The 13,629-nt window shown below is 62.5% G+C and carries 11 protein-coding genes; 5 read left to right on the plus strand and 6 right to left on the minus strand.

Translation table 11 applies throughout. From position 1 onward, the window contains the following. Positions 1 to 129 precede the first annotated feature (129 nt). The 5 genes from CMASS_RS02590 to CMASS_RS02610 all read right to left on the minus strand — a co-directional run bounded on the left by CMASS_RS02590 (position 130) and on the right by CMASS_RS02610 (position 7,907). Positions 130 to 1,347 (minus strand): amino acid permease, encoded by a 1,218-nt coding sequence (locus tag CMASS_RS02590; protein ID WP_022862598.1) that lies wholly within the window; start codon positions 1,345 to 1,347, stop codon positions 130 to 132. Between the two features lie 305 nt (positions 1,348 to 1,652). Beyond that, positions 1,653 to 3,278, minus strand: a complete 1,626-nt coding sequence (locus CMASS_RS02595) for a midas domain-containing protein (RefSeq protein ID WP_022862597.1) — start codon at positions 3,276 to 3,278, stop codon at positions 1,653 to 1,655. Positions 3,279 to 4,084: 806 nt separating this feature from the next. Continuing rightward, positions 4,085 to 4,765, minus strand: coding sequence for a TIGR03089 family protein (locus CMASS_RS02600; RefSeq protein WP_022862596.1), 681 nt, complete (start codon positions 4,763 to 4,765; stop codon positions 4,085 to 4,087). Between the two features lie 61 nt (positions 4,766 to 4,826). Beyond that, a complete protein-coding gene (locus CMASS_RS02605) occupies positions 4,827 to 6,167 on the minus strand; it encodes an amino acid permease (RefSeq protein WP_022862595.1) in 1,341 nt (446 codons plus the stop codon). Positions 6,168 to 6,263: 96 nt separating this feature from the next. Then, positions 6,264 to 7,907 carry an LCP family protein gene (locus CMASS_RS02610; protein ID WP_022862594.1) on the minus strand — a complete coding sequence of 548 codons (1,644 nt, stop codon included), beginning with the start codon at positions 7,905 to 7,907 and terminating at the stop codon, positions 6,264 to 6,266. A gap of 186 nt (positions 7,908 to 8,093) precedes the next feature. On the opposite strand from CMASS_RS02610, the gene CMASS_RS02615 reads away from it, so the two are divergent. The 3 genes from CMASS_RS02615 to CMASS_RS02625 all read left to right on the plus strand — a co-directional run bounded on the left by CMASS_RS02615 (position 8,094) and on the right by CMASS_RS02625 (position 10,914). Continuing rightward, a complete protein-coding gene (locus CMASS_RS02615; RefSeq protein WP_027018567.1) occupies positions 8,094 to 8,990 on the plus strand; it encodes a glycosyltransferase family 2 protein in 897 nt (298 codons plus the stop codon). Between the two features lie 169 nt (positions 8,991 to 9,159). Next, positions 9,160 to 10,281, plus strand: coding sequence for a mannose-1-phosphate guanylyltransferase (gene manB, locus CMASS_RS02620; protein WP_022862592.1), 1,122 nt, complete (start codon positions 9,160 to 9,162; stop codon positions 10,279 to 10,281). A 333-nt stretch (positions 10,282 to 10,614) separates the two neighbouring features. Further along, positions 10,615 to 10,914 carry a WhiB family transcriptional regulator gene (locus CMASS_RS02625; RefSeq protein ID WP_027018565.1) on the plus strand — a complete coding sequence of 100 codons (300 nt, stop codon included), beginning with the start codon at positions 10,615 to 10,617 and terminating at the stop codon, positions 10,912 to 10,914. Between the two features lie 100 nt (positions 10,915 to 11,014). On the opposite strand, the gene CMASS_RS02630 is transcribed toward CMASS_RS02625, so the two are convergent. Beyond that, on the minus strand, positions 11,015 to 11,488 hold the full coding sequence (locus tag CMASS_RS02630) for a metallopeptidase family protein (RefSeq protein WP_022862591.1): 474 nt from the start codon (positions 11,486 to 11,488) through the stop codon (positions 11,015 to 11,017). A gap of 97 nt (positions 11,489 to 11,585) precedes the next feature. Between CMASS_RS02630 and CMASS_RS02635 the strand changes: the two genes are divergently transcribed. Together CMASS_RS02635 and CMASS_RS02640 are read left to right on the plus strand one after the other, a co-directional pair. After that, a complete protein-coding gene (locus tag CMASS_RS02635; protein ID WP_084684375.1) occupies positions 11,586 to 12,053 on the plus strand; it encodes a DUF3499 domain-containing protein in 468 nt (155 codons plus the stop codon). 55 nt (positions 12,054 to 12,108) lie between these two features. Then, entirely contained in the window at positions 12,109 to 13,473 is a 1,365-nt protein-coding gene (locus CMASS_RS02640; protein WP_022862589.1) for a phosphomannomutase/phosphoglucomutase, read from the plus strand. The last annotated feature ends 156 nt before the right edge of the window (positions 13,474 to 13,629 follow it).

Below are 13,629 nucleotides of genomic sequence, written 5' to 3' on the forward strand. Positions count from 1 at the left end.
TCAGGAGGCTTTCCACGTCAAGAACCCGAACGAAGGCTTTCCACGTTAAGAACCCGAACGAAGGCTTTCCACGTCAAGAACCCGGTCAGAGGGCCAACCTCCGACCGGGTTTTAGTGTGTGGGGGCGGATTATACGAACAGGGACCAAATGGTGGCCACCAGCACGATGGAGCCCATGACGATGACGAAGTAGTTGCTCGGCCGACCGCGGTACTTCTTCAGTGCATCCATACGGTGGACCGCGTACATGGGAAGCAGATAGGTCATCAGCGCGAAGAAGATGCCGCCGACCAGGGTGATCATGTCCAGGATCGACGGGTTGAAAATGCCCACCAGGCTCGCGCAGATGAAGATGAACAGGTAGGTCCAGAGGTCGAGCGCGCGCGGACTGAGCTTTTTCGTAGCGCGGGGCGCAACGAGGTTGAACAGGTACTGGGTGCCTTCGACCGTGCCCAGCGCGTGGCCGAAGTACGACGACGCGATGGCGCAAACCACCACGACCGGCGCCATGTAGGCCATAAACGGCGTGCCGGTGACGTTGGCGAAGTAGGACAGCACCGGCAGGTTGTTCTCGTTGGCGGTCGCCATGCCGTCTGCGCCCATCGCCAAAGCGCACGACCAGACGAAGAACATGGTGAATACGGTCAGAAGCAGGGTGGTCCAGCCAATGACGCGGGTAGAGCGCTCCTGGTGATCTGGTCCGTGGTGCTTTTCCATTTCCAGGCAGAACTGAGACAGGGCCGCCACGAAGGAGAAGGAAAAGACAAGCACCGGCAGGATGAGGAACATCGAGCGGATTAGCCCGCCCGCGCTGGAGTCTCCTGCCTCCATGAAAGAACCCAGGTCCCACTGGGGGATGAGGTAGAGCGAGACCGCCGCGAGCGCGAAAATGAGCGGGTACACGATGAACTGGGCAATAGCCAGCATGATCTTGTGCCCGAAGGCGAGCGCCAGGGTCATAAGTCCGACCAGTACAGGGGCGAGGATTGCGCGGGGGATTTCTGGGCCGTGGAGTTGGTTGACGATGAAGCTGTCGACCGTGTTGACGATGCTCACGCCGTAGATGAGAACCACGGGGAAGAAAGTGAACCAATAGATGACGGCGAGAATGACACCGGAGCTTTTGCCGAAGTAATCCGTGAGTACCTCGAGCACGTCTTCTCCCGAGAGGCGGGAGGAGCTCATCATCCAGGAAAAGGCGCGGTGCGCGCAGAAGGTCATCGGCCCGATGAGGACCGTGGCTATGAGCAGCGGCCAGAATCCGAAGCTGCCGGCGGAAATGGGCAGGAACAAAATGCCCGCGCCGACCGCGGTGCCAAACAGGGTGATGGTCCACATGGCGTCCATGCCCCGTTTGCCGCCTTGGCCGTGGCTGCCTTGGTCGTGGCCGCCCTGTGCGCTGTGGCTGACCTGCGAGCGTCCGCTATGGAGCGGAGTGTCCTCCGCGTCGGGGTGGGGTGTGTGTAGTTTTTCCTGCATGCCTGAATGACTCCTCATGCTTGATGTCAGGGGTGTGATCCAGGCTATATGATCGCCGTCACAAAAAGGCGAATTTTGCATAAAAATAACCCGGTTTCCTTTCCGCTTGTAAAGCGGGCGGGAAACCGGGTGAAGCTTTAGCCCCTCACAGGGGAGGAGCTAGCTAGCGGGCCTTAGAACAGGCCGCTGTGCTTCTTGCCGAAGTCGGTGACGGTTTTGTCGTGGGAGTCAACGTTCTGGTCGTTGTCCTTGGACTTGTCGCCATCGAGACGGCTGGTCTGGGTGACCTCGATGTAGTTCTTGATGCGGCCTTCCTTGGTCAGGCCGTCACCGAAGTCCAGGTTTGCAACGCGGGCCTTGTCGCCTGGGTTGACCGGGTTGGACAGGGTGACCTCGAAGGAGCGAACGCCCTTGTCGTAGTCGTAGCCCAGGTCGCGGATGTGCGCACCGTTGGAGGAACGCGGGGTGATGAGGCGGTCAACCTTCTCCGGGCCCTCGTCGGTCTTGACGTCGACGCGGAACTGGGTTGCCGGGTACTCGCCGTAGTAGCGCTTCTTGCCCACGTTCTCAACGTGCAGGGCGACGGTGCCTGCGAAGCCCTCAGCCTTCATGCCGGAGGTCTGCAGGTACGGCTTCAGGTCGAGGTCCTCGGCGGACTCGGAGTCGCGGTCCTTCGCGTCGGAGATCTCGTCGGTGTCGGCCGGCTCGGAGTCGACGTCCGGGCCCTGGTTCTCCTCGGCGTTCTCGTCCTGGTTGGTCTCAACCTTGTCGGAGTCCTCGGAGTCGGAATCCTCGTCCTCGCCGATCTTCTGGGTCTCGTCGTCGGCGGTAGCCTCGGTCTCCTTCTTGTCAGATTCCTTGGAGTCGGACTCCTTGTCGCCCTCGTCCTCGGACTCCTTGACGTCGGAGTTGTCCTTGCTGTTGCCGTCGGAATCCAGATCCTGATCCTCGACGCCCTCGATCTCGTCGCCGACCTTGTCCTTCGGGGCATCGCCCTCGTTGGACTCGGTGGAGTTCAGCTCTTCGGCGTCCTTCTCCGGATCCTTGTCTTCCTGACCAACCTGCGGGTTCTTCGCGTCGGTGGTGGTCTGGGCGTTCTTGTTCGGCGCGTAGGAATCCGACAGCTTGTCGTAGTTCTTAACGCGAACTTCGTTCTTGATCGGCTGCAGCGCGGACCAGAAGGTCGGGGTGGACCAGGTGCCGTTCGGCTTGCAGTACTGCTGGGTGCCGGTCATGTTCAGAACGCGGAAACCGTAGGTGGCCTCACCGGTGTGGTTCGGCGGAACGTCGTACGGTCCGATGGACTGGCCAGCCTCCCAGGACAGGGAGTAGGAAGCGGAACCGCTGATCTTCTTGGCGATCTCGTGGGAGATGCCGGCGGAACCGGTCAGGCCGCTCTTGGAGCCCTCGCCACCGAGGTTGAAGCCGGTGGTCTCGGTGCGGTCACCGCTGATGGAGACGCTGATCTCCTGCGACTTGGACAGATCCTGCTGGAGCTTGATGCTCTTGTCGGTCTGGTTAGTGGTGGAGATGGTGCCAGCCGGGGCAAAGGTGTCGGTGGCCTTGTAGACGACCGTGCGGAAGTCCTCGGCGGAGTTGCAGACCGGGTGCGGGTTCAGGATGTTTGCCTTGATGTGGTCCGAACCGTGGGAGGTGTGGACGATCGGCAGATCCGGGTTGGTGGTCGGGGTCTCAGGGTGGGACTCGGTCTGGGTATCTGCGCCCGCGAGCGGGGTGAACAGAGTGCCAGCCAGAGCGACGCCGGCGGCGATGCCGGAAACGCGGCGACGAATATTCATGACTTACTCTCCTTGGAAACCAGCTAGTGAAGTTCAAACGCATTGACCTGAATGCGATATTCGTAGGCTAAGGGGATCCTCAGAACGTGGCAAGGGTTTAAAGCTGAAAGACAGGAAAAACTGCAACGGTTGTTGACTCCGCCCGGCCCGGCCCGGCCGTCGCCGTGTATGCCGGTAGCCCTGCGAATACAACGGAAATTCTCGGCTCATACGCCGGATTTTTGATCGGAAATCGCTAGCGACGTCATCGGGTCAAAATACCCTATTGTGGGGGTAATTAGCCGGGGTTGGGGCGGGTGCTTGCCCGTGATGATCCGAACGCACGGCGGGCGGCGCGTCATTTCGGGGGTGAGCCTGACGCGTCGGCGCCGTCTTGGCCGAGGCGACGAACCCTGCTGTGAACTGCGTATTTTCGACCCATTTCGCGCCAGATTGAAGGGCATAAAAGTCTGACAAACGGTGGGTTAGTCATGGATTGGGCGGGGTAAACGCTCCCCAATTTTGTTTACGTGTCAGTGAAAATATGTACGGATCAACGTTCCGGGATAGTGGGAGGCAGCAAAACTGAAGTGCCGGAAGTTCTGCATGTGAAAAGCTGGATGAAAGTGTAATTTCTGCCGAAGCACTGTTAATAGCGCGCCGCCACGTGGGTGACGGTGGAGGTGCCCGCGGCAAAAGGGAACTGCCCCGCCGCGCTTCGGGGGGATGCGCGACGGGGCAGTCGGAAAGTAAGGCGGGGCTGCTCGGCTACTCGGGGGGTGGTACACCGAGCGCCACACAACCTTACGGTGCCCAAGGATAGACGATTACAGCCGCGAGGTCACCTTTTCGTTGCGAGCAATTTCATCCAGCCGCTCAGCAGCGACAAGGCCAGCAACGATGACAGCGGATCCGCCCGCGGACAGTGGTTCGACGACGGTGCGCACGAATTCGTCCGTGGTGGTCCACCCCGTGGAAAGAGCGCGTTCTGCCGGTTGTTCGGTGGGGTAGACATCGGGAAGCGCCGGCGTGCGCGAGCCGTACGCGTCGGGGAAGAAACGCACCGTCGGGCCGAAATCGATGGCGCCGACGGGAAGCTCCTGGCCGATTTCCTCCACGCCGCGGCCGAACGGGTTATTGGTCACGAGGACGATGTCGCCGCCGTCGGCGTAGGCGCCGAACTTATCCGGCTCCGTGAAGACTGCAGCGCACGTGGTCGGGTCGAGGTCTTCGTCCTGGGTGGCAGTGGCCGAGCGGAAGTGGAAATCCACTCCGCGGGCTGCGGCGCCCAGGGCGATGACCGCCGCCTGCCAAGAGACCGGAAGATCGATCGCGATGGCGTCGCCGGCGTCGAGCTCGAGTTCTTCATCGAGCATATTGGAGATTTTGGCGACCCAGTTGTCCAGCGTCTGTGCGGAAAAGTCCATGCGCGCGCCCGTTGATTCGTTGTAGACGGTCAGGCGCGGGCAATTCGGATCGGAGCGCAACAGGTGAGCCAGGAACTGCATGGCGCCCCATAGTAGAGAGGCTGCGGCAGTCCGGCCACGCCCAGGCGTCGAGCCCGGTCGGTTAGTGAAACAGGTTCCACACCGTGACACCGGCGGTAAGCACACCCATGCCGACGACGAAGTAGTTCCACGGATCGCGTCCAAAGCGCTTGTATTCCGGCACCGTTTTGAAGATATAGACCGGCAGCCAGTAGACGAGGAACACGACGAAGATACCGCCCACGACAGAGATGAGGTCCATGATGGACGGGTTGAGGATGGCAACGAGCGTGACCGTGACGAAGACGAAGACGTAGATGCCGTGCTTCAACACGGTGGGGTTGAGGCGCTCAGTCCACTGCGGTGCCGCCGACTTGAGCAGGTATTCGGTGCCCTCCTCAGTGCCCAACATGTGGCCGAAGTAGGAGGTGATGATTGCGCACATCACGAGCACCGGGGTCATGTACTGCATGAACGGCGTGCCGGTGACGTTGGCAAAGTAGGACAGCACCGGAACGTTTTGGGCAGAGGCTTCCTCCATGCCGTCCGCGCCGAGTGCGAGAACGCAGGACCAGACAAAAAACATGGTGAAAAACACCAAGGCAATGGCGGTGTACAGCTCCGTGCGGGAGACGCGCTTTTCGGTCTTGTCGCCGTAGGTGGGCTGCATGTCCAAGGAGAATTGGGACAGGCCTGCCATGTGGCTAAAGGAAAACACTAGAACCGGCAGGATAAGCAGGATTCCCTGGAGGACCCCGAAGTCATGGGCGCTGCTCTCGTAGTGCAAGAAGCTCTGAAAATCCCACCGGGGGATGAGGTAGACGGACACCGCCGCCAGGGCGATGATGAGCGGGTAGACCAAGATTTGCGCCAGCCACAGCATGGGGCGCCGGCCGAAGGCGAATGCGCCGGTCATGATCCCGACGCAGAGCGTGGCCAGGATGGGGCGTGGAACCTCCGGGCCGTTGAGCTGATTGACGATGAAGCTGTTGACCGCGTTGGTGATGCTCACGCCGTAAATCAGCACGGTGGGGTAGATGCCAAGCCAGTAGAAGATGGCGACGACGAGCCCCTTCTTATCGCCCAGGTACTTGGTGACGAGTTCGAGGACGTCCTTGCCGTGGTCTTTCTTCGGTGCGCCACTGACGATGCGCGCGTATGTGCGGTGCGAGAAATACACCAGCGGCAAGATAAAGACAGTGGCGAATGCTAGGGGGATGAATCCGTACTTACCGGCGTCTAGGGGAAGGAAGAGGATGCCGGCGCCGACCGCGGTGCCGAAGAGTGTCATCACCCAGGTGGCGGTGGAACCAGCGGGCTTGCGGTCGTTGTCCCCGGTATCGATGTTCCCGGTATCGATGTCCGCGGCATCGATACGCGCGGAATGATGTGCGGTATCGGAGTCAGTATCGGTAGTGGGCATGGGGGAGCACTCCTCACGTAGTAGCTTCAAACCGATGTGACCTACATCGTATGTGAAGCCTGAATGTGAGGTGTGTAACTTACGGTGATGTGCTTTCTAGTTCACGCACCGCGGGCCGTTGCCACCTGCATCAATCTCCGGGGAGACCTCGGCCGCGCCAAAGTCACCACCCGGGGTGCCCACCGGGGCCTTCGAGCCCGAGTCGGTGTCAGAATCCGCACCGTCCGAGTCTGAATCGGTTGCGGTGCTGTCGTCGGCATCGCTCGTCTTGGATTCATCCAGCGGGCCCGCGTAATCATCGGCGGTGACGACGATGAGCGAATCCGCATCTAGGTTTTCGTTCACCGTGATGGGGATGCCGCCCAGCTTTTCCGACAACTTGTGCGCGCGTTCGTCGTCGGCGTTGGCCGTCACGATCTGCGAGGAGGTGTACACCCCGGGCTGGGCATTGGACGTCTTGTTGACCTTGACCCCGTTGTCCTTCAACCAGGAGCCGACCCCGCCGGCCAGGCCTTCGCGGGTGCCGGCATTGAGGACGTCGACCGTCGTGGCATCGTCAAGCGCGGAGCCGTCAGCTGCGGCACCTTCGCTGCCCTTGCCGTCGGCGTCGTCCGCCTTGTCCTTCGGGTCTGCGAGTTCCTCCATGAACTCGTGGACCTCGTCCGGATCGACGGTGATGATGGATTCGCCGTAGTCGCCGACGCCGTCGACGGAGGTCACCGGGATGGTGTTGAAGGTGACGTTGCCGGCCGCCAGGTCGGACAGCTGGGTGGCGAACTGGGTAACGTCCCAGTTCTCGTCGATGGCCACAGAGCGCTCCACCGCGGCGGAGATCTTGCGCAGCTTGTTCGGGTTCGTCAGCGTGTTGGTAGCCAGTGCCTTGGACACGAGCGATGCCATGAACGCCTGCTGGCGGGTGATGCGGTCGAGATCGCCGCGCGGCAGACCGTAACGCTGGCGGACGAAAGCGAGGGCATCGGCACCCTGCAGCGTCTGCGGGCCCGCTTTGAAGTCCGCGCCAGACATCGGGTCCTTGACGTCCTCGTTCAAGCACACGTCCACGCCGCCTACGGCTTCGGTGAGCAGGACGAAGCCGAGCAGGCCCACCTCGGCGTAGTGGTCGACGTCGATGCCGGTGAGGGAGTGCACCTGGTCGAGCAGCGCCTTACGGCCCGCCTCGATGCCTTTCTTTTCAATCTCGTCTTTCGTAAGTCCAGAGTCGCTGGCCTCCAGCTCGTCCACCTTGGCCTGTTTGTGGCCTGCGAAAACGCCGTTGATCTTCGTGTTGCCCAGGTCCGCGTCATGAACATAAGTATCGCGCGGGATGGATACGGCGGTGGCCCGCGAGCCATCGTTAGGCACGCGGATCAGCATGATGGTGTCGGTGTTGGACTCGCCCTCGTCGGAGCCGGCATGCAGCTTTTCCAGCTCCTCATTGCTCAGCTCATTGCCCTTAGCGTCCGTGCGCGAATCGTTGCCCACCAAGAGGATGTCCACCGCGCCGTCTGGGGCGTTGCCCTGGGAGAACCCCTCGTCGTTGAGATCCAGGTTGTTGACCGACGAGAGCCCGCCGCCGAGGCGGCCGATGGTCGCGTACGCGACGCCCGTCACGGTCAAGATGATGACGCTCAAGATGGCCAGAACGGCTTTCACCGGGGTAGAACCGATTTGCTTGAGATCGACGGACCGGGAGGGGGCGGCCTGAATATCACGGGCCCGGCGCGGGGTTTCAAAGCTCACGAGCGAGATCTTCCAGTAGGTCGTAGACGGGCAAGAACAACGAGGACGACAATGCGATCTGTTTATCTTAAGTCAGATCGCGCACCAGCCCTAGTCTAAGCACCAACCAGCGTGGGGAGCGGGTGCGATGTGTCGGTCGGTATCCCGCCCGTTGTACGGGTCTAGTCTCTACAGACCGTGAGCCCACTGAATGAATCTACGTCCCGCGAACATGCGTTGCCGCTCGCGGTGGTGACCGTGACGTACTCACCGGGTGCGTACCTGGATAGGTTCCTCACCTCGCTGGCTGCCGCCACCGACAGGGAGACGCTCACCGTGTTGGCCGATAACGGCTCGCGCGACGGCGTCCCCGAGCGCGCGGGTAAACGCCCCGGCGTGACGCTCCTTCCTACTGGCGGCAACGTCGGCTACGGCGGCGGGATGAATGCCGGGGAGCGCTACCTCCGCGCGGCGCGCAATCGCGGCGAGGTGGGCGCGGACTATCTTCTGCTGAGCAATCCCGATGTCGAGTTCACGCCAGGAAGTATTGACGCGCTCATCGATTGTCTGGAGCGCCACCCGGAAGCGGCGGCGGCAGGCCCCCGCATTGTCGAGCCGGACGGATCTACCTATCCCTCCGCGCGGGAGGTGCCCACGCTGCGGGACGGTATTGGGCACGCGGTGTTTTCGCGCCTGTGGCCGCAGAACCCGTGGACGGCCCGGTACCGCCGGGGAGAGGACATGGACACCGAGCGCACCGCCGGCTGGCTGTCCGGATCGTGCCTGCTCCTGCGATGGGACGCATTCGCGGCTATCGGCGGCTTTGATGAGCGCTACTTCATGTACCTCGAAGACGTCGACCTCGGCGATCGCCTGCAGCGCGCCGGGTACACCAACGTGTATTGCCCGGCGGCCCGTATTTCCCACGCCCAGGGGCACTCCACCAAAGCGCACGCCGGCCCGATGCTGAAGGCGCACCACGCATCGGCCTACCGCTTCCAAGCCGATCGCCACCCAAAGTGGTGGCAGGCACCCCTGCGATGGGCGCTGCGTGCCGGGCTCAAGGCGCGACTCGTGCTCGAGCGCCTCGCCGGTTCGCGGTAGGGAGGCGATGCGGTGTGGCCTTTTTGCGCCACGCCGTTGAAATGTCGTAGCCCGGTTTTGTCCGGGGTGGCTTTTACAATCTCTGCTTAAGAAGTGCGGTGGCGCCGTGGCATGCTGACGGCCTGCTCGGACTTTTCGTCGTCTACAGGAAGATGTACAAGGACTTTTGATGGTTGAACAGGACACCTCCCGTACCGATCTGGACGGGCGGGAATCGCTCGGTGCGTCTGTCGACGCGGTTATTTTGGTCGGCGGCCGTGGAACGCGTTTGCGCCCGCTGACCATTGGCACGCCGAAGCCGATGCTGCCGACTGCAAACTTCCCCTTCCTGCAGCACCTGCTCGCGCGCATTAAGGCCGCGGGCATCCAGCACGTCGTGTTGTCCACCTCCTTCAAGGCCGAGGTCTTCGAGGAATACTTCGGTGACGGCTCTGATCTCGGTCTGGACATCGAGTACGTCGTCGAGGAAGAGGCGCTCGGCACCGGCGGCGGCATCCGCAACGTTCTCGATCATCTGCACCACGACACCGCCATGGTGTTCAACGGTGACGTCCTGTCCGGCATGGATCTTCACGGCATCCTGGAAACGCACCGCAAGAAGGAAGCCGATCTGACCATGCACCTGCTCAAGGTCGCGGATCCGCGCGCGTTCGGCTGCGTGCCCACCGATGAGGAGGGGCGCGTTACTGCCTTTTTGGAAAAGACCGAAGATCCGCCGACGAACCAGATCAACGCGGGCTGCTACGTCTTTGACAAGTCCCTTATTGAGACCATCCCCGCAGGGCGTATGGTTTCCGTCGAGCGCGAGACGTTCCCGTCGGTCCTGGCCGCCGGCAAGAAGGTCATCGGCCACGTGGACAACGCCTACTGGCGCGACATGGGCCGGCCGGAGGACTTTGTGCGCGGCTCGTCGGATCTCGTCCGCGGCATTGCTTACTCGCCGCTGCTCGAGGGGCGAACTGGTGAGTCCATCGTGGACGAGTCGGCTGGTATCGCCGGTGGGGTCCTCCTGTTCTCCGGCACGTCCGTAGGCCGCGGCTGCGAAATTGGGGCCGGCTCCCGCCTGGAGGGGACCGTCGTGTTCGATGGCGTGACCGTCGAACCGGGCGCAGTCATCACCAACTCCATCATCGCGTCCGGAGCGCACATCGGCGCCAACGCGCATATCACCGATTGCGTCATCGGCGAGGGCGCGCACGTGGGCGCGCGCTGTGAGCTGAAGGACGGCATGCGCGTGTTCCCCGGGGTGGACATCCCGGACGCGGGCGTGCGCTTTTCCTCCGACGCGTAAACGGTATCCCACGCCAAAAAGGATCCCCTTACTTGCGCGGCAGCGCCGTCAGCTGCGCGCTTGTGAGTGGAGATCCTCCCCACACCTATATGTAGTACCCCCGGCTCCCACCCCCGCGATCAGTGGCGTGTGGTTGATGTGACTAATGGGATTAATGGCGTGGGTTTTCGCAGTTTTTCTCCCAGAACCGTTCTTTCTAGGTTGACGATATTTAGTGCTCCGGTGTGAAATGACATCAGTGTAAGAAACAACCCCGCGGCCAAGCCGTCACTCACTGGCGGCGCGGGGAAGCTGGCACTTTGAGGAATTGACACTACGGAGAAAGGGTTCGGCGTGGAAGACATGGCAAATAACGCCATTCTCCGTGGCGGTGCCGCGGCGGAGTTATCTCTAGACGAGCTGTTTGGGGCGGTCGAGCAAGAGTGGCAGGATCAGGCCCTCTGCGCGCAGACTGACCCGGAGGCATTCTTCCCGGAAAAGGGTGGCTCGACCCGTGAGGCGAAGCGGATTTGCCAGGCGTGCCCTGTCCGCGACGAATGTCTGGAGTACGCGCTCGAGCATGACGAGCGCTTCGGCATCTGGGGCGGGCTGTCGGATCGCGAACGCCGGCGCCTCAAGCGTGAGATCGGCTAGGCGGTAGAGATTTCTCCAGCCCGAGGGTGATTGTGTGCAGGCGGTTGAATAACACCGCCGCCTTTTTGATCGGTCACCAATCCGGCTGGCAGCCGGTATCTTATTCCCAGCTAAACCGCGGATCGATATCCTGCGGCTCCACGTTGAGATAGTTCGCCACCAGCGCGGTGAGCACGGTGCTTAACAGATTGGCCTGCTCATCCGGGGTAGCGCACCGCGTCTGAATAGGCATGCGGAAAATGACCAGGCGGGCGCGCGTCGGGTTGCCCTCGGCATTGACGCCGGCCGGCAGGATTCGCCCGAGGGGGACGGGGCCGTCGGCGACGATTTCGTCCGGCAGGATGGTCAAGTCTGCGCGCAACCGCATGCGCGGCACGGTATCGACAGCCAAGTCGAGTCCCGACAGCTCCTGGGTGAAGGCGTTCTGGATCGGGCTGTAGGCCTCCAGGACGGCCGCGTCGAATTCCTCCCGCCGGGTGCGAAAGCGCGGTGTCTGCGGTGGAAGCAGCGGCCCGCGCACACCGCGCCCACGGCGGTCGTGGAAGGGGCGGAGGTGGGTACGCTGCGTGGTCACGGTGGGTCATGTTACGGCCTGCACGGCGCCGTTCCTGGTGTGGCGCGCCGAGACAGCAGACCGGAAAACATCAACTGAGGGTTTAGACTTATTCGGCGTGAATGAGTTTCGTCGTTGCTCCCGCCCCGGCTGCAGCCGCCCGGCTGTGGCCACGTTGACGTACGCCTATTCCGAACAGACCGCGGTCGTCGGCCCATTGGTCACGGAGGAAAACCCGCACAGCTGGGATCTGTGCGAGGCGCATTCCGAGCGCATCACCGCGCCCCGCGGCTGGGAGTTGGTCCGTGTCGACCACATCGAAATTGAAGAAGACGGCGACGAGGAACTGATGGCGCTGGCCGAGGCCGTCCGCGAGGGCGGCCGGGTGACCACGGGGCTGGTCGATGACTCGTCTGTCGGCTCGGGCGACGATCCGATTTCGTATGCTCCGACCTTCGACGGAGCCGACCCGTCGCGCTCAAACCACCCGGTGTTCCGGTCACGCCGAGTGGCCGATATGCGTGCGCACCGCCGGGCACACTTGAGCGTTGTCCCGGACGAAGAAAACCAAGGGGATTCACAGTAAAACGCCTCCGGCGTTGCAGCGCGTAGCGGGCGAAAGCACAGTACAGTGTGGAGCTATGCGCACCCGTGAACAGATTGATTCAGTCGTGAAGGCCTACGACGTGCGAGGCGTCGTGGGCGAGGATATCGACGAAGACTTTGTGCAGGATGTCGGAGCGGCCTTCGCCCACATCGTGGGGCAAGAAGGCGAGCACCGCGTGGTCGTCGGCCACGACATGCGCCCGTCCTCGCCGGATTTGGCCGTCGCCTTTGCCAAGGGCGTTCGCTCCCAGGGGCTGGACGTGCTCCACCTGGGGCTGACCTCCACCGATGAGCTGTACTTCGCCTCCGGCGACCGCGACTGCGCCGGCGCGATGTTCACCGCCTCACACAACCCGGCTAAGTACAACGGCATCAAGCTGTGCCGCTCCGGGGCTCGGCCGGTGGGGCAGGACACCGGCCTGGGGGAGATCAAGCAGATGCTTCTCGATGGCGTGCCGGACAGCAGCAACGAGCCGGGGGCCAACAACCGCTGCGATGTTCTGGAAGACTACGCGAAGTTCCTCAATGACTTGGTGGATCTCTCAGACGTTCGCCCGCTGACCGTCGCGGTGGACGCCGCCAACGGCATGGGTGGCCACACTGTCCCGGAGGTACTTGGAAACCTGCCGCTGGATATCCGCGAGCTGTACTTCGAACTCGACGGCACCTTCCCGAACCACGAGGCAAACCCGCTGGATCCAAAGAACCTCGTGGATCTGCAGAAGTTCGTCGCCGAGCAGAAGGCGGACATCGGCCTTGCCTTCGATGGCGATGCGGATCGGTGTTTCGTCGTCGACGAGAAGGGCGAGCCGGTATCCCCGTCGGCCATCTGCGCGCTGGTGGCAGAGCGCTACCTGGAGAAGTTCCCAGGCTCGGCCATCATCCACAACCTGATTACCTCCCACACCGTGCCGGAGATCATCGAAGAGCACGGCGGGAAGGCAGTACGCACCCGCGTCGGCCACTCCTTCATCAAAGCGGAGATGGCCAAGCAGAAGGCCGTCTTCGGCGGCGAGCACTCGGCGCACTACTACTTCCAGGAGTTCTGGAACGCCGACTCGGGCATGCTGGCTGCGATGCACGTGATGGCGGCGCTGGGCACCTCCGACAAGCCGCTCAGCGAGCTGATGCAGGATTACTCGCGCTACGCGGCGTCCGGCGAGATCAACTCCACCGTGGACGACCAGCAGGCCTCCATGGACGCGGTGGTGGAGGCGTTCGCGGATCGGGCGGACATCGACAAGCTGGATGGCGTCACCGTGGAACTGCGGGACTCCAAGGCCTGGTTCAACCTGCGTCCGTCCAACACCGAGCCGCTGCTGCGCCTCAACGCCGAGGCGGAGACCAAGGACGAAGTGGACCGCATCGTCGACGAGGTGCTGGGCATCATCCGCACGTAGGCGCCGCCGGGGTAGCCCCAGCGCACCTGCGCGGGGCGCGCCCATAAAGTGCGTCCTTCCAGGACCGCACAATTTTAATTCGCAGCCTTTCTGTTTGTGCGACGCGGCATTCCCGCAGTCAGTAGGGCGGGCTGAGCCCGCACGCCCATAAAGACC

It is taken from the genome of Corynebacterium massiliense DSM 45435 (assembly GCF_028609805.1).
Classification (GTDB): Bacteria; Actinomycetota; Actinomycetes; order Mycobacteriales; family Mycobacteriaceae; genus Corynebacterium; species Corynebacterium massiliense.